Genomic DNA, 15,969 nt, shown 5'->3' on the forward strand with positions numbered 1-15,969 from the left:
GCCGCAGGCGCCGACAAATGACAGGAAAGACAATGGCAGGGCGCGGCGACAATTCCAGAGCGAAACCGGGTACGGCGGTCGATACGGAACCGTTGCGTCAGGCGATTGCCGGATGCGTGCGATCCGTTGCCGGCGATGCCGAAGTCGAGGTCGTTTTTGCCAATGAGCGGCCGGGCCTTGCCGGCGAGCGCATGCGCCTGCCGGAAATCTCCAAGAAACCCACCGCACAGGAAATCGCTATCACGCGTGGCCTCGGCGATTCGATGGCGCTGCGCCTGGCCTGCCATGATGCGGATACCCATGCGGTGATGTCGCCGCAGGGTGCGGAAGCACGGCTGATCTTTGATGCCGTCGAACAGGCTCGCGTGGAGTCCATCGGCGCGCTGCGCATGCCGGGCATGGCTTCCAACATCAACGCCATGAACACCGAGAAATATGCCAAGGCGAATTTTTCGGGCATCAGCAACAAGGATGACGCGCCGCTTGCGGAAGCCGTTGCACTTCTGGTGCGTGAGAAGCTGACCGGCGAAAAGCCGCCGGAAAGCGCCGGCAAGGTTGTCGATCTCTGGCGCGATTTCATCGAGGACAAGGCGGCCGGCGACCTCAACGATCTCTCACGTGTCATCACCGACCAGAAGGCGTTTTCGCGGCTGGTGCGCAAGATGTTGACCTCGATGCAGATGGCGGAAGATTTCGGCGACGAGGATAACGAGCCTGAGAGCCAGGAGGCGGAGTCCAACGAGGACCAGCCGCGCACCAACGAGACCGAAGAAGAGCAGGTCGAGGAAGAGGCCGGCTCGGACGCGACGCCCGCCGATGAGAACGAGGCCTCGCAGGAGGAAATGGAAGAAGGCGAGATGGACGGCGCCGAGATGTCGGACGAGGAAATGTCCGACGATCTCGACGAGGATTCCGAAACGCCCGGCGAGACCCGCCGCCCCAACAGCCCCTTCGACGATTTCAACGAGAAGGTCGATTACCGCATCTTCACCGAGGAATTCGACGAGGAAATCCGCGCCGAGGAACTCTGCGACGAGGCCGAGCTTGACCGTCTGCGCGCCTTCCTGGACAAGCAGCTCGCCCATCTTCAGGGCGCCGTCGGGCGGCTGGCGAACCGTCTGCAGCGCCGCCTGATGGCGCAGCAGAACCGTTCGTGGGATTTCGATCTGGAAGAGGGTTATCTCGATCCTGCCCGGCTCGTGCGGCTCATCATCGATCCGATGCAGCCGCTGTCCTTCAAGAAGGAGCGCGATACCAAGTTCCGCGATACCGTGGTTTCGCTGGTCATCGACAATTCCGGTTCGATGCGGGGCCGGCCCATCACGGTTGCGGCCACCTGCGCCGATATTCTGGCCCGTACGCTGGAACGTTCGGGCGTGAAGGTGGAGATCCTCGGTTTCACCACCAAGGCGTGGAAGGGTGGGCAGTCGCGCGAGCAGTGGCTGGCGAACAGCAAGCCCGCTTCGCCGGGTCGCCTCAATGATCTGCGCCATATCATTTACAAGTCGGCGGATGCGCCATGGCGGCGTTCGCGGCGCAATCTCGGTCTGATGATGCGCGAGGGACTGCTCAAGGAAAACATCGACGGCGAGGCGCTGATGTGGGCGCATAACCGCCTGATCGGCCGCCCCGAACAGCGCAAGATCATGATGATGATTTCGGATGGTGCGCCGGTGGATGATTCCACCCTCTCGGTCAATCCGGGTAACTATCTGGAACGGCACCTGCGCGCCGTCATCGAGCAGATCGAGACACGGTCGCCGGTGGAACTGCTGGCAATCGGTATCGGCCATGACGTGACGCGGTATTACCGTCGCGCGGTCACCATCGTCGATGCGGATGAGCTGGCCGGCGCAATGACCGAGCAGCTCGCTGCCCTCTTCGAGGATACGAGCGGTGCTTCCGGTTCGTCCCGCAGGATCCGCCGTGCCGGATAAGCGGGGTCGGGCTTCCTCTGCCTGCAAGTCTGTTGCGCTGGCCGCCGTTCTTACGGCGGCTTCGCTGTTTCCCGTTCCCATCGGCGCGTCGACCATCGATGTGCCTGTCAGCGCGCGTCTTCTGTCCGGCTTCGAGGTCGGCACCAGCCAAAAACGTTTCGGCAAGCTGGAATTTGTCGGCGGCATGGTGATGAGCGCGCCGGAAAAGCTGTTCGGTGCGATCTCTTCCATCCGTTTCCGCCCCGATGGCGAGGAATTCGTTGCAGTGCTGGATACCGGCCATTGGCTGACGGGCAGGGTCACGCGCGACGCTCGCGGTGCTTTGTCCGGGCTTGCAGATGCCCGTATCACGCCCATGTTGGACATGAGCGGGCGCGAACCGCCGCGCAAGATGGAAATGGATGCGGAAGGGCTGGCGCTGCGCGACGGCAAGGTGTTCGTCAGCTACGAGCAGCGTCACAGGATCGACATCTATCCCGATCCGGGCTTCGCCACCTCAAAGCCGCTCGCCCGCCTGCCGTACCTCATTCCCAATAACGAGTTGCGCCATAATGGCGGCATGGAGGCACTGGCGGTGTCGCCGGCCGATTCCCCACTCGGCGGCGCCCTGGTCGTGGTGGCTGAAAAAAGCATCGATGCGGACGGCAATCTTCTCGCGGCCATATTGGAAGGTCCGCTGAAGGGCACCTTCGCTGTTACCCATCATCCGTCCTTCGATGTGACGGATGGCGCTTTCCTGCCGAACGGCGATCTGCTGCTTCTTGAGCGGCGCTTCAACTTCGCCGAAGGCGTGGGCATGCGCATCCGCCGCATCCGTGGGGGCGATATCCGGCCGGGTGCCGTGGTGGATGGCGAAATCCTCATGGAAGCGGGCATGGCCTATCAGATCGACAATATGGAAGGCATGGATGTGGTGAAAGGGCCGGATGGCTCGACGCGCCTCATCATCGTTTCCGATGACAATCACTCGTTCCTCCAGCGCAATCTGATGCTGGAATTCAAGCTGGTGGAGTGAGTATCAGGCCTGCTCCCGTGCCGCCTTATAGGCAGCCAGGAGATCCTCGACCGGAATGCCGTCGATCTTCATGCCGGTCATTCGGCATGCCGTTATCTGCGCGCCGGACAGGTTTGAATGGCTCAGTTTCAGTCCGGTAAAATTGACGTCATCGATTGACCAGCCGGACATGTTGCTGTCCGTAAACGACGCACCGGAAAAGTTGATGTCGTTGAAGCGTGTTCCGGCCAGATTGACGTTTTCGAAGGTGGTTCCCGACAGATTGACATTATCGAAGCTTGAGCCAGAAAGCGTGGCGCTCGTCGCATCCACAATGTCGATAACGTCCTTGATCTGCATGTTGATCTGCCTCCGTGCGTTGACACGGACGGCAGACTGCAACGTCACCTTTGGGTTTGCAAGCGCGATTTGATCCACGCGTTCAACATCAAAATCCGGCTGACGAAAATGTCAGCCCGATTTGACGGCGCCCGGCATCGGCTTCAGCGTGTTCATCAGCGCGCCGTAAGGCAAGAGCATGACGAGGCCGACGAGGACCTTGACGGAAAGATCGCCCAGTGCCCAGGAAATCCACCGGGGCGCTTCCAGGGTGAGAACGCCGAGCAGCGGCGCGCTTTCGATGGCGAATGCATCATTGGGGCCGACAAAGGAGAAGCTTGCGGCAAAGGCGATGGAGAAGAACAGGGCCGTATCCAGCACCGAACCCAGCATCGAGCCGGCAAGCGGCGCATGCCACCAGCGTTGACGGCGCAGGTGGTTGAAGACCGAAATATCGAGCAGCTGGCCGATCAGATAGGCGGTGCCGGAGGCGACGGCGATGCGGGGGATGGATGTCCAGAAGGACAGCGTGACGCCGACGACGAAGCCGGCAAGCACCACGCGGCGCGCGACCGAGGGGCCGAACTGGCGGTTCGTCAGGTCGGTGACGAGGAAGGCGACCGGATAGGTGAAGGCGCCCCAGGTCAGAAGGTCGCCGAGGTTGATACCAAACAGCGAGCCCGACAGCGGATATTGCACCAGAATATTGGACGCGACGACGACGAGCGTCATCAGCAGAACGTAGATAAGCGTAAAGCGCAGATAGGGCATTTTTTTATCCTGGGTGATGCCACCAGTTGGAGCCAAACATCGGAGCGAAACGTCTCAAACGGTTTCCGCAAAATCCGATGCAACTAAAATCTGGAACAAACAAAAGGCTTGAGCGGCAAAAGCCATTCAAGCCTTCTGAATATCAGATGATGCGAAGCCGCTATTAAGCAGCTTCAGCCGTCTTCTTGGCGATCTGGCGGCGCAGGAGACGAGCGCGCATGCTCAGTTCGTTTTCGCCGGACTTCAGAAGGAAAGCATCGAGGCCGCCACGGTGTTCAACGGAGCGCAGAGCGGCTGCGGAAACACGCAGGCGGAAGCGCTGGCCGAGAGCATCGGAGATCAACGTGACCTGGCAGAGGTTCGGAAGGAACCGGCGCTTGGTCTTGTTGTTGGCGTGGCTGACGTTGTTGCCCGTCTGGACGCCCTTGCCGGTCAATTCGCATACACGGGACATGGGTACACCTATTTCGTTTCGTCTGTTTCACCACTGGCTCGCCACCGGCAAAACCGGGGTGGCAATCCAACTGGCCATGATTGGAAAGTTGCGGTTCTATAGTCAGACGGGACTTAACAGTCAAGCCGCTCGGGATCAAATCAAAGGAAATTCCGGCGTTTTCAACCGTCGTCCGCTTTTTTATTGCCACAAGTCAGCGTATATGATCGCCCGATAAGGCCGCTTCCGCGCCTCTTTTAAGGTGATATCGAAATGATTGCCAGAGGAAAAAGCATTTTCATGGCCGTGACAATAGCGTTTGCGGGCGTCTCCCCCTCGCTCGCCGCCGAAGCACGCCACACAAGCGAATACAGCATCAATCTCGGCATTTTGCCGATCGCGCGGGCAAGTTTTTCGACTCGCATGAATGGCCCGAATTATTCGATCTCCGGTTCCTTCAGTGCCGCCGGCCTCGCCAGCATTCTGAAGGATATTTCCGGCAAGACGACGGTGTCGGGCGCCAAGCGCGGTCACCGGCTGCAGGCCAATGAATATTCGCTGGTCTACAAGGACGGCAAGCGCGTGCGAACCTATGACGTCGTTTATCGCAACGGCAATGTCACGTCGACGACGGTGAAACCCGAGCCGAAGGCCCGTCCGGACAATTGGGTGGATGTGAAGGATCGCGACCTGCGCTCGGTTCTGGACCCGATTTCCGGCCTCATCATTCCAGCGGGCGGCCGCATCTGCCCGACTCGCCTGCCGATCTATGACGGCGAATCGCGACTCGATCTCGTTTTGAGTTCCAGCGGCACCAAGCCTTTCAAGACGAACGGTTTCAGTGGGGACGCCATCGTCTGCAAGGCACGTTACGTGCCGAAGTCGGGTTACCGGCAGGGACGCAAGGATATCGAATATCTGAAATCGATCTCGATGGAGATATGGTTCGCCAAGTCGAACAATATGGATGTCTATGCGCCCGTTTATGCGATCATTCCGACGCGGGTGGGGCAGGTTTATATTACCGCCACGAAGTACGGCGGCTGACGAAGATTTGTTGCCGGGTGAGTGACGCCCGGCGGTGCGGCGTATTTCTTCTCCCCGCCGGGGAGAAGGTGGCCCGAAGGGTCGGATGAGGGGGGAACCCTCACCGAATATCGCTACCCTTGCCCCCTCATCCCGCTGCCGCGGACTTCTCCCCCTTGGGGAGAAGAAACAAGGGGCGCACGCTCGCTTCATCGGCTTTGAGCTTCACGGCGCATCGCCCGGCGACCAGCCGGGTTCGGCCATGACGAAGCTCGAAAAGGCAAAGCCCGGGGAGACGGTGCAGCCGACGAGGGTGAAATCGCCAAGGCTTTCCGCCGATTGCCAGCAATTGGCCGGCACGATCACCTGTGGGCGCTCGCCCTCCAGAATGGCGGGGCCAAGCGTGAAGGTCTGCACTTCCCGGCCATCCTGCGAAAGATGCAGCGCGATTGGCGCGCCGGCATAATAGTGCCACACCTCCACCGCATCGGTAACCCGGTGCCAGTGCGAGCGTACGCCTTTTTCCAAGAGATAATAGATCGCCGTTGAATGGCCGCGCTCGCCGCCGGCCCTGTCACGGAAGGTCTGGTGGTAGAACCCGCCCTCGGGATGCGGCTCCAGCCCCAGTTCGCGAATGATCGCCTGCGCGGATATATCCGTTCCCATCAGAAATTGTCCTTGCGCGTGCGGATTTCGGCGAAGACATCGGCATCGGTGGTGCTTTCTAGGCCAAGATGTCTGCGGATACCGGCATCCGCCACGCGCATGTAGGGATTGGTCTGTTTTTCGAGCCCGATGGTGGTGGGGATGGTGAATTCATTTGCCTGTCTTGCCTTTTCCACCCATTCCGCGCGTTCGCGCAGCACGGCATTGTCGGGATCGACGGTCAGGGCAAAACGGGCATTGCTCAGCGTGTATTCGTGGCCGAAATAGACCTTCGTGTCATCCGGCAGGGCCATCAGCTTCTGGAAGGAATGCCACATATCCGCCGCCGGGCGTTCGAACAGGCGGCCGCAGCCCATGGCAAACAGCGTATCGGCGGCAAACAGCAGCCCGTCATCGGGCAGATAATAACAGATGTGGCCCGCCGTATGGCCGGGTGTGGCGATGACCTGAACGCGGCGTCCGGCGAATTCGAATTCGTCGCCATCCGCCTGCGAGCGGTCGAGGCCGGGGATTGCGATCGCCTCGTCGTAGGGGCCGTGCACCTCACAGCGAAACTTGTCCTTCAGCGCGAGATTGGCTTCCACATGGTCCTGATGGTGGTGGGTGGTGAAGATATGGGTGAGCTTCCAGCCATGGCCGTCGAGAGCCTGCAGGATAGGGCCTTCTTCCGGCGCGTCGATGGCGGCCGTCGCCCCGCTTTCGGGGTCGTGCAACAGAACCCCGAAATTGTCGCTGCGGCAAAGAAAGACGTCTATTTCCAAAGGTTTCATCGTATCCTCTCCATTTGCCGGCCTAAACCGGCGCATTCGCCCGCCTGACTTTCCCAACTGATTTCCAATGTAAGGGCAGACGCCTTGAAGTCCAACCGCCTGATGCTACATTCTCGCCCATGAATACCGATATCGTCGATCTGCGCGAATTCTATCATTCTCCGCTTGGCCGCTCGGCCGAGCAGGCGATCACCATGGCGCTTTCGACGCTGTGGCCGCCCTTGCCGGAAGAGCGGCTGGTCGGCCTTGGTTATGCCGTGCCGTTTCTGGAGCGGTTTCGCCGCGATACGGAGCGCACCTTCGCCTTCATGCCGGCGGGGCAGGGGGCGGTGAACTGGCCGGCGGGCGAGCTATCTTCCACGGCGCTGGTGTTCGACGAGGAACTGCCGCTGCCCGATGCGTCGATCGATCGCGTCTTGATGGTGCATGCGCTGGAATTTGCCGAAAATCCACGCGAAAGCTTGAAGGAACTGTGGCGGGTGCTGGCGCCCGGCGGCCGTCTGGTGATCGTGGTGCCGAACCGGCGCGGGGTCTGGGCACGCATGGAACATACGCCTTTTGGTTCCGGCCGACCCTATTCTCGCGGGCAGCTGACGGCGCTTTTGCGCGAAACCAATTTCACCCCGGGCGCCACCGCCGAGGCGCTGTTCTTTCCGCCCACCACCAGCCGGCCGGTTCTGAAGTTCCGCCGTTATCTCGAACATACCGGTCGCAGGCTCTGGCCGCTGTTTTCCGGCGTCATCGTGGTGGAAGCGCAAAAGCGTCTCTATCAGGGACTGCCGGTCACCCAGCGCGCCTCGCGTCGCGTTTTTGTGCCCGTGCTCGCGCCGCAGGGGGTTCCAACGACTCGCGCTGCCACCTCGCAGGGAAAGCCGCGCTGACCCTCGACAAAGCGGCCATTCCGGTCTAATGCCTCCGGCATTGCTTTTGCCGGGTTCTCCGGCGTTTTTCCAAAGGTCGATCAAATGAGTGCAGAGCTTCACCAACCTGTTCCGCGTCCGGGTATTCTGGATATCGCCGCTTATGTTCCCGGCAAGGAACATGTGGACGGCGTCGCGAAGGTTTATAAGCTCTCCTCCAATGAAACGCCGCTTGGGCCGAGCCCGAAGGCGATAGAGGCTTTCAGCAGCGCCGCCAGCCATCTGGAAATCTATCCGGACGGTCAGGCGATCGCGCTGCGCCAGGCGATTGCCGATGTGCATGGCCTCAATATCGCAAACATCCTGTGCGGTAATGGTTCGGACGAGCTTCTCGGCCTGCTTTGCCACGTTTATCTGGGCGCGGGTGATGAGGCGATCATCACCGAACACGGTTTTCTCGTCTACAAGATCCAGATCATGGGTGCGGGCGCGACCCCGGTGACGGTGAAGGAAAAGGATTGCGCTGTCGATGTGGATGCGATCCTCGCCGCCGTGACGCCGAAGACGAAGATGGTGTTTGTCGCCAATCCCGGCAATCCCACCGGCACCTATGTTCCCGTCGCGGAAATCCGCCGCCTGCAGGCAGGTCTGCCGAAACATGTCGTGCTGGTGCTGGATGCGGCTTATGCCGAATATGTCCGCAAGAACGATTACGAGGCCGGGCTGGAGCTGGTTTCCGGCAACCGTAACGTGGTGATGACCCGCACCTTCTCGAAGGTTTACGGTCTGGCCGCACTGCGTGTGGGCTGGATGTATGCCCCGGTGGATATTATCGATGCGCTGAACCGTGTGCGCGGCCCGTTCAACATGAGCGCCCCGGCCATTGCGGCGGGTGCCGCTGCGATCCGCGATCAGGCATTCGTTCAACAGGCTGTGGCACATAATGCCCTGTGGATGGAAAAGCTGGTCGCGACCTTTACCGGTCTCGGCCTCACCGTCACGCCTTCGGTCACCAACTTCATCCTCATCCATTTCCCGGATCAGGATGGCAAGCGGGCGACGGACGCGGATGAGTTCCTGAGCCGTCGCGGTTACATCCTGCGTGCGGTGCGCGGTTATGGCTTCCCGAATGCGCTGAGAATGACCGTCGGTTCCGAAGAGGCCAATCTCGGCGTCATCGCTGTTCTCACCGAGTTCATGGGGCAGGCGTGATGGGGGAAATCATGTTTGAACGCATCGCGCTGATCGGCATCGGCCTGATCGGTTCGTCGATTGCCCGCGATATCAAAGAGCTGGGGCTTGCCCGCCACGTGACGATTTCCACCCGCAGCGAAGACACGCTGAAACGGGCGGAAGAACTGACGCTCGGCACGGATTATACGGTTTCGGCGGCGGAAGCGGTGAAGGATGCCGATCTCGTCATCGTTTCGGTGCCGGTCGGTGCCTCGGAAAGCGTCGCGCAGCAGATCGCGCCGCATCTGAAACCGGGCGCCATCGTCACCGATGTCGGCTCCACCAAGGCCTCGGTCATCGCGCAGATGGCCCCGCATATGCCTGATACCGTGCATTTCATTCCCGGCCATCCGCTGGCGGGTACGGAAAAATCCGGCCCGGATGCCGGTTTTGCCGGCCTCTTCCGCGAGCGCTGGTGCATCTTCACGCCGCTGCCGGGCACGGATGCCGAGGCTCTGGAAAGGCTGAAGGATTTCTGGCGGGCGCTCGGTTCGCGCGTGGATGAAATGGATGCCGAACACCACGACAAGGTTCTGGCGATCGTTTCGCATCTGCCGCACATCATCGCCTACAACATTGTCGGCACGGCAGATGATCTGGAGACGGTGACCGAATCGGAAGTCATCAAATATTCCGCTTCCGGTTTCCGTGACTTCACGCGTCTGGCCGCCTCTGACCCAACCATGTGGCGCGATGTCTGCCTGCATAACAAGGATGCGATCCTTGAAATGCTGGCGCGGTTTTCCGAAGACCTCGCCTCGCTGCAAAGGGCGATCCGCTGGGGAGAGGGCGACAAGCTGTTCGAACTGTTTTCCCGCACCCGCGCCATCCGCCGCTCGATCGTCCAGGCCGGTCAGGATGTCGACGCGCCGGACTTTGGGCGTCACGCGCTGGATCAGAAGAAGTAGGGCGCATTTAGTCTCCCTCTGTCATCCTCGGGCTTGACCCGAGGATCCACGATTCGACGCAGCATGGATCCTCGGGTCAAGCCCGAGGATGACAGAGGGTATAAATCAACTGCTCAAATCGGCGGGATTTTCCCAAGCGGAATGAAGCCGCTGACGGTGGCGCGGCCGCGATCCACCACGAGGTCGACGGATGCCCTGTCGCCGCCGCCAGCCAGCGCGCCGAGCAGCTTGCGGGCGGTATCGATGGTGGATTGCAGCTGCGGAAACGCCTGTTTGGCATTGTCCGACCATGCGCCGAGCTTTTCGATTTCCAGCTTGAACTGACCGGAGAGATAACCCTCATTGTCGAAGGAGAAGGGGCCGCTGATGTGCATGGTGCGACCCTCGCCAATATCGGCCACCAGCCGGCGAAGCTCGCCGCTCGTGCCATAAAGGCCGGATTTGTCGCTGCCATCCACCATGCCCGCCTTGCCCGCGAGCGTGACATCCAAGATGGCGTCGAGGCGCGGAAGAACCTGCGGCCAGTCCTTGATAACGGTCGCCGACTTGGTGAGCGTGATCGCCCCATCGAGATCGGCGCCGTTCTGGCGCAGATGCATCTCCGTCTTGACGGCATCGAAGTCGATCGTCTGGCCGGTGACGGAGGAAACCGCCTGCGCTTTCAGCCCGTCGATGACGAGCGAGCTGCGGTCGATCCCCTTCAGCTTGGTGACGATGCTGGACTGCATGTTCTGCCAGACGGCCGAAATCGACAGGCCGTGGGCGGAGCGGATTTCCGCAGGCGAATCGAGTTCCCATACGATATGGCCGGGATTATAGACCTGCGCTGCCGAGCGAAGTTCGCCGAAGGAAGCGGAAACGCCGTTCTCCTTGTCATCCACCGTTACCTTGGAGCAGAAGAGGCCGATTCGGAAGGGATAGCCCTTGAAGGCGATATCGCCGCAATCGCCGCTGACGCTGCGGGCCTGCGAGGGGGCAATGACGTTCAGCACCGTCTGCTTCAGCCGCTCGGCGGCATAAAACCACCCGGCGGTGTAGAGTCCGATGACCACGAGGATGGCGACGGCGAGCCAGAGGAATTTTTTGGCCGTGCCGGATTGGCTTGACGCTGCCATATTGATCTCCGATGAACAGACTTCAGGGAATTTTGATTTGGCTTGGGATATGGACGATTTTTGGGTCTTTGGCTACGGTTCGTTGATGTGGAACCCCGGCTTCGCGTTCGAGGAGCGGCAGCAGGCCCGGCTGCACGGTTATCGGCGCTCGCTCTGCATCAGTTCCAATTTTTACAGAGGTACGGATGAAAAGCCCGGCCTCGTCCTCGGTCTGGAGCGCGGCGGTTCCTGCCTTGGTGTCGCTTTCCGCGTGCGGGGAGAGGACCACGATCCCGTCATGGCCTATCTGCGCGAGCGCGAACTGGTGACGAATGTCTACAAGGAGCGGGTGGTTTCCATTGCGCTCGCCAATGGCCGGCGCGGCAGTGCGGTGACGTATGTGGCCGATCCCGCGCATGAGCAATATATCGGCGGTCTCGGCGTTGCCGAATCGGCCGTCATCATCGCGGCCGCCACCGGTCGTTCCGGGCCGAACACGGATTATGTCTTCAACACCGTGCAGCATCTGCAGGAGATGGGCATTCGCGACTCCCTGCTGGAGAACATCGCAAAAAATGTCGGCACACTCGCCGCTCAGCCGGCGGCGGTGTCCTTGCCCTGAAGTTCGGCGATCCGCTTCACGGCGGTCGGCGGCAGCGGCAGGTGTGGGTTGTTGCGCACGGTTTCCAGAAGCAGCTCGTCGCTCGCCTTTTCCGTCACATCGATCAATCGCTTGAAAAACACGTCGGGGTCGAGCCCCGGCTCGATGGCCGGCAGAATGCGCACCTTGAAATGGCCGGGATAACGCATGGTGGACCGGCGCGGCCAGAAGAGACCGGGATGCATGGCAACGGGAATGACCGGCACCTGAAGGTCACGGTAAAGCCTTGCGATGCCGTAACGATATTCAGGCTCCGCGCCCGGCGGGCGGCGCGTGCCTTCGGGATAGATGATGAGTTCGCGGCCTGCGGCCATTTCCTCTTTCGCCCGCTCCATCACCTTCAGCATCACCTTGCCGCGCGCGGCGCGGTTGACCGGGATCATGCGCTGTTTCATCACGTACCAGCCGAACAGCGGAATCCACATCAGCTCCCGTTTCAGAATATAGACCGGGTCTGGCAGATTCGGCAGAAGCGCGTAGGTATCCCAGAAGGATTGATGCTTGGGCGCGAAGATGCAGCCGGTTTCGGGAATATTCTCCAGCCCCTCGATTTCGAATGTGGTGCCGACGATGGTTTTCATCAGCCAATGGTTGGACCGCGCCCAGTTCTTGGGGATTTCAAAGGCGATCTTGCGCGGCAGGATGAAATAGATCGGCGTCAGCACGATCATGCGGACAATCAGATTGAGGTAAAACAGCGTATTGAAAAGAAAAGAGCGCAGTTTGAGCATCAACAGCCTTCCCGGGATGCAGCCGTCCCGAAACTTTGAGCGTCTCGATGCCGGATGCCGATGCCAGACGCCTACACGAAAACAAGGGGCGGCAGCAAGCGTGTTTCTGGATGCTTACGACGAAGCCGCCGTGACTTTCGGCGGGGCATGATCCGTGGCGGCCTTGCGCAGGCCATCGCCCTTGCCGAAGCCGGTGAGGTCTCGTCCAGCCGCAGCCACGAACTTCAGATATTCATAGAGCATGGTTCTCACCACATCCGGCTCCACAAACCAGTTGGTACGGGCGAGATCGGCGCTGATGACGGGATAGGCGATGAATTCCGTCTGCGGGCTGGCGCTGCGCAATTCATGCAGGCTGCGATGCATGTGGTAATTATTGGTGACGACGACGATGGAGGAATAGTTGTGGTCACGTATCCAGCTGGCCGCCTCATTGGCGTTGCCGATCGTGTCGATCGCCTTGTAGCCCATATCGACGCAGCAGGAGAACATGTCGGAAGACCCTTGAGTCATCTTGCGGATCTGCGAGCGGGTTGTGGCCGGGTTGACGCCGGAGATTAAAAGCCGCTTGCCCACGCCGTCCCGAAGCAGGCCGACCGCCTGTTCTATCCGCTGATAACCCCCGGTAAGAACGATGATGGCATCCCCTCTCGCTCCTTCGGGCGGACGCATGGAGGCGACGGAATCGGCAAACCACAGGAAACCGCCGGAAAACGCACCCAGCGCGACGACGCAAAGCAGGATGAGGCCGCGAATAAAACGGCGCAGAGGACCACGCCGCGACAACAGGCCCTTCCTGGCCGGCCGCACCGTCGTCTGATCCTGGTCCATCCGACTCACAAACATTCCTCCTGAATACTCGCCGATTAAGGCAAGGAACAGGCATTTTTGTCCACCGTCCGCAGGTTACATCCGGCGTGTGACGGTTTCAGTTTTCCCGCAGGATTCCGGGGGGCATTCTCACGATGCAAGGCCGTCGCTTTTCGATGGATCGGACCGGACACGGTCGATATCGTCGATGGTGCGGATAACGGTCATGCGCGCCGTGATCGTGGTGAGGAGCGCGATGATGATCATCGTCATGGCGATGCCGAGATAACCGCCGAGACCGACCGAAAACGAGCCGAAAAGTGCGCTTGCCTGATCGCTCTGTGGCGTCGCGACCGTGCTCGACTGCCAGAAGCCGGCGACGAGGAACACGGCGGCGGCCAGCGCGCTGCCTGCCGCGGCGCCCTTGAGGCTGATCTTCAAAAAGTGCTTCTGGAATTCGCGTGCCACAAAGCTGCTTTCGGCACCGACGAAATGCAGCACCTCGACAATGTGCCGGTTGCCGGAAAGCGCGCCGCGCGTGGCGAACACAACCGTCAGCACCATGGCGGTGAAGACGAGGATGAGGACGCCGACGCCGATCATGACGGTGGTTCTGGCCATGGAGACCAGCCGGTCGACCCAGGTGCGGTGGTCATCAAGGAACGCCTGTGGAATCTCGGCCTTCAGCATGTCCCGCATCGCCTGGAAATCGGGCGGATTGTTTTCATCGATGGTGATGACGACGAGACGCGGCACCGGCAGTTCGGAAAGATCGAGGCCGCTGCCGAGCCATGGCTCCAGCAGACGCGATGTCGCCGCATCGTCGAGGATCGTGCCATCGCGTGTGCCGACAAAGGTGAGCGCCAGATTGCGCGCCTTGGAGAGCGCCGCATCCATGTCCAGCCCGTCCTCGGGCTTGATCTGGATGGTGATCTCGCGGGAAATCTGGCTCTGCCAGGTGGCGGCGGTGGCGCGCACCATGGAGACGGCGCCAAGGGTAAGGCAGGCCAGAAAGGCCATGATGGCGATCACCACCATCAGCGCATTGCCCTGAATATTGGAAGGCGGCAGGATGGGCGCCATCGGGCGGATGCGCATGGGCGGGCGTTTCGGCTGCGCCGCTTCCGGCTTCAACGGTTTGCGGTTGATCTCATTCATAGATGTCGAGCCGCCCTTCGGTTAGGATCATCCGGCGCGCATCGATCTGGTCCATCAGGCCAAAATCATGGGTGGCGATGACGACGGCCGTGCCCAGCCGATTGAGTTCCAGGAAAAGGTTGAGAAGGCGCTTGGCCATCGGCGGATCGACGTTGCCGGTCGGCTCGTCGGCCAGCAATATTTCCGGCTGGTCCATCAGCGCGCGGGCGATGGCGGCGCGCTGCTTTTCCCCACCGGAAAGAATGGCCGGCAGCACGTTGATGCGCTCGCCGAGCCCGACCCATTTCAGAAGCTCGATCACGTCGTTGCGATAGGCGCTCTCTTCCTTGCCGCGCACGCGCAGCGGCAAAGCGACATTCTCATAGGTGGTCAGATGATCGAGCAGCCGGAAATCCTGAAACACGATGCCGACGCGGCGACGCAGCATCGGCAACTCGCTGCGCGGAATGCGCGACACATCACGATTGAACATGCGGATATTGCCGCGGGTGGGCTGCAGTGACATCAAAAGCAGGCGCAGCAGCGTCGTTTTGCCCGCACCCGAAGGGCCGGTCAGAAACTGGAACGAACCCTTGGGGATATCGAAGGTCATGTCCCTCAGGATCTCGGGTCCCATGCCGTAACGCAACCCGACATTTTCGAAATGGATCAACGGACTTCCAGTCTCTTCGTTTCGTGGTGGTTCGCAAGCCGCCGGCGCATGAGGCCCGGACGGCGCGGGTCTAACCCGGTTCCGGTGGCCTGTGCGAGCCGTTTTTGCGAAGCATTAACCAATTAAATTTAAAACTTGGCAGGATTCGTTGCAATGCCCAGTTTTGCGGGCCGGAAAACCTCACCCAAGGAATTCTATGGCTATGTTCCGTTCATCTCGCCGGCAAGCGGCATTCGATTTTGACCTCCTGATGCCGGAAACGCCGGCGCGCCGCACGGCACGGGCGGCAAATCCCGACCGCGATGTGGTAGACGCGGAATTTGTCACCATCAAGGAAAACCGTGCGCGCCAGCCCGGAAATGACAATCGTGGCGTAGCGCGCCGGCAGATGGAAAAACCACCCGTTACCCTTGCCATGCTTTGCCTCGCTTTCATCGGCTGGGTGGATCGCAGATTGTCGCGGCTGTCGGCAGATGCCTATTCGGCACTGGTGGCCGGGCTTGCCATTTTTGTCTTCGTCTGTTCGGGCGGTCTGTCTGTCGTCATACCGGAAAAGACGGCCGTTGCGGCCTCGGTCAATCCGCTCGCCATTTCCCATGTCACCGTGACCCCGCAGGAGGCGGGCGGCATGGATATCCTGCTCATCAATGGCATCGTGGAAAACAATGGCGGCCATCTGGAAGAGGTGCCGGCCCTTCGTGCCGATCTCTTCGCCGCCAAGGGACAGCTCGTGGCGAGCATGGTCATCGAACCGCCGGTCAAAGAGATGCAGCCGGGTTTCAGCCATGGTTTTTCGGCAAAGTTGCGCCATCCCGGTGGAAAAACGCCGGAGATCAAGCTTTCCTTCGTTGAGGCGGGTGCGTCCGAACGCTGACTGTGCTAACGCGTGTCTTCTATTTTTACTGAAAGGTAAAATCGGCAAGACG

18 protein-coding genes are annotated in these 15,969 nt (G+C 60.5%); 8 read left to right on the forward strand and 10 right to left on the reverse strand.

Annotated features, from left to right (window positions below; all coding sequences use genetic code 11):
• Positions 1 to 32: 32 nt before the first annotated feature.
• A complete protein-coding gene (gene cobT / locus ACIQUH_RS09065; RefSeq protein ID WP_400814030.1) occupies positions 33 to 1,937 on the forward strand; it encodes a cobaltochelatase subunit CobT in 1,905 nt (634 codons plus the stop codon).
• Positions 1,927 to 2,952: an esterase-like activity of phytase family protein gene (locus tag ACIQUH_RS09070; RefSeq protein ID WP_400813905.1), complete on the forward strand. Its 1,026-nt coding sequence runs from the start codon at positions 1,927 to 1,929 to the stop codon at positions 2,950 to 2,952. Before cobT ends, ACIQUH_RS09070 begins: the two co-directional genes overlap by 11 nt.
• 3 nt (positions 2,953 to 2,955) lie before the next feature.
• Here ACIQUH_RS09070 and ACIQUH_RS09075 read toward each other — a convergent pair whose 3' ends face one another.
• The 3 genes from ACIQUH_RS09075 to rpmB form a co-directional block, all read right to left on the reverse strand.
• On the reverse strand, positions 2,956 to 3,291 hold the full coding sequence (locus tag ACIQUH_RS09075) for a pentapeptide repeat-containing protein (protein ID WP_400813909.1): 336 nt from the start codon (positions 3,289 to 3,291) through the stop codon (positions 2,956 to 2,958).
• Positions 3,292 to 3,402: 111 nt separating this feature from the next.
• On the reverse strand, positions 3,403 to 4,041 hold the full coding sequence (locus ACIQUH_RS09080) for a queuosine precursor transporter (RefSeq protein WP_400813911.1): 639 nt from the start codon (positions 4,039 to 4,041) through the stop codon (positions 3,403 to 3,405).
• 163 nt (positions 4,042 to 4,204) lie between these two features.
• On the reverse strand, positions 4,205 to 4,495 hold the full coding sequence (rpmB, locus tag ACIQUH_RS09085; RefSeq protein WP_003509888.1) for a 50S ribosomal protein L28: 291 nt from the start codon (positions 4,493 to 4,495) through the stop codon (positions 4,205 to 4,207).
• Between the two features lie 252 nt (positions 4,496 to 4,747).
• Here rpmB and ACIQUH_RS09090 point away from each other — a divergent pair, with 252 nt between their 5' ends.
• Positions 4,748 to 5,521 carry a DUF3108 domain-containing protein gene (locus ACIQUH_RS09090; protein ID WP_400813915.1) on the forward strand — a complete coding sequence of 258 codons (774 nt, stop codon included), beginning with the start codon at positions 4,748 to 4,750 and terminating at the stop codon, positions 5,519 to 5,521.
• A gap of 204 nt (positions 5,522 to 5,725) precedes the next feature.
• Here the strand turns inward: ACIQUH_RS09090 and ACIQUH_RS09095 are convergent, their stop codons facing one another.
• A complete protein-coding gene (locus ACIQUH_RS09095) occupies positions 5,726 to 6,166 on the reverse strand; it encodes a cupin domain-containing protein (RefSeq protein ID WP_400813917.1) in 441 nt (146 codons plus the stop codon).
• On the reverse strand, positions 6,166 to 6,936 hold the full coding sequence (gene gloB / locus ACIQUH_RS09100) for a hydroxyacylglutathione hydrolase (RefSeq protein WP_400813919.1): 771 nt from the start codon (positions 6,934 to 6,936) through the stop codon (positions 6,166 to 6,168). The genes ACIQUH_RS09095 and gloB overlap by 1 nt, the downstream gene beginning before the upstream one ends.
• Before the next feature lie 119 nt (positions 6,937 to 7,055).
• Between gloB and ACIQUH_RS09105 the strand changes: the two genes are divergently transcribed.
• The 3 genes from ACIQUH_RS09105 (at position 7,056) to ACIQUH_RS09115 (ending at position 9,937) form a co-directional block, all read left to right on the forward strand.
• The gene (locus ACIQUH_RS09105; protein WP_400813922.1) at positions 7,056 to 7,817 is read left to right on the forward strand and encodes a class I SAM-dependent methyltransferase; all 762 of its coding nucleotides are present in this window, start codon (positions 7,056 to 7,058) and stop codon (positions 7,815 to 7,817) included.
• A gap of 84 nt (positions 7,818 to 7,901) precedes the next feature.
• Positions 7,902 to 9,008, forward strand: a complete 1,107-nt coding sequence (hisC, locus tag ACIQUH_RS09110; RefSeq protein ID WP_400813925.1) for a histidinol-phosphate transaminase — start codon at positions 7,902 to 7,904, stop codon at positions 9,006 to 9,008.
• Positions 9,008 to 9,937: a prephenate/arogenate dehydrogenase family protein gene (locus tag ACIQUH_RS09115; RefSeq protein WP_400814032.1), complete on the forward strand. Its 930-nt coding sequence runs from the start codon at positions 9,008 to 9,010 to the stop codon at positions 9,935 to 9,937. Before hisC ends, ACIQUH_RS09115 begins: the two co-directional genes overlap by 1 nt.
• A gap of 113 nt (positions 9,938 to 10,050) precedes the next feature.
• On the opposite strand, the gene ACIQUH_RS09120 is transcribed toward ACIQUH_RS09115, so the two are convergent.
• Positions 10,051 to 11,052: a DUF2125 domain-containing protein gene (locus tag ACIQUH_RS09120; RefSeq protein ID WP_400813928.1), complete on the reverse strand. Its 1,002-nt coding sequence runs from the start codon at positions 11,050 to 11,052 to the stop codon at positions 10,051 to 10,053.
• A gap of 49 nt (positions 11,053 to 11,101) precedes the next feature.
• Between ACIQUH_RS09120 and ACIQUH_RS09125 the strand changes: the two genes are divergently transcribed.
• Positions 11,102 to 11,653 (forward strand): gamma-glutamylcyclotransferase, encoded by a 552-nt coding sequence (locus ACIQUH_RS09125; protein ID WP_400813931.1) that lies wholly within the window; start codon positions 11,102 to 11,104, stop codon positions 11,651 to 11,653.
• Here ACIQUH_RS09125 and ACIQUH_RS09130 read toward each other — a convergent pair.
• From ACIQUH_RS09130 to ftsE, 4 genes are all read right to left on the reverse strand, one after another.
• On the reverse strand, positions 11,626 to 12,423 hold the full coding sequence (locus tag ACIQUH_RS09130; RefSeq protein WP_400813934.1) for a lysophospholipid acyltransferase family protein: 798 nt from the start codon (positions 12,421 to 12,423) through the stop codon (positions 11,626 to 11,628). The genes ACIQUH_RS09125 and ACIQUH_RS09130 overlap by 28 nt on opposite strands.
• 114 nt (positions 12,424 to 12,537) lie before the next feature.
• The gene (locus ACIQUH_RS09135; RefSeq protein WP_400814034.1) at positions 12,538 to 13,254 is read right to left on the reverse strand and encodes a YdcF family protein; all 717 of its coding nucleotides are present in this window, start codon (positions 13,252 to 13,254) and stop codon (positions 12,538 to 12,540) included.
• Between the two features lie 129 nt (positions 13,255 to 13,383).
• Positions 13,384 to 14,391: a cell division protein FtsX gene (locus ACIQUH_RS09140; protein WP_400813937.1), complete on the reverse strand. Its 1,008-nt coding sequence runs from the start codon at positions 14,389 to 14,391 to the stop codon at positions 13,384 to 13,386.
• Complete coding sequence (gene ftsE, locus ACIQUH_RS09145; protein WP_003497447.1) at positions 14,384 to 15,043, reverse strand: cell division ATP-binding protein FtsE; 660 nt, start codon at positions 15,041 to 15,043, stop codon at positions 14,384 to 14,386. Before ftsE ends, ACIQUH_RS09140 begins: the two co-directional genes overlap by 8 nt.
• 202 nt (positions 15,044 to 15,245) lie before the next feature.
• On the opposite strand from ftsE, the gene ACIQUH_RS09150 reads away from it, so the two are divergent.
• A complete protein-coding gene (locus ACIQUH_RS09150; RefSeq protein WP_400813941.1) occupies positions 15,246 to 15,917 on the forward strand; it encodes a hypothetical protein in 672 nt (223 codons plus the stop codon).
• Positions 15,918 to 15,969: the final 52 nt, after the last annotated feature.

The sequence above is a fragment of the Agrobacterium sp. NPDC090283 genome (assembly GCF_044769685.1).
Classification (GTDB): domain Bacteria; phylum Pseudomonadota; class Alphaproteobacteria; order Rhizobiales; family Rhizobiaceae; genus Agrobacterium.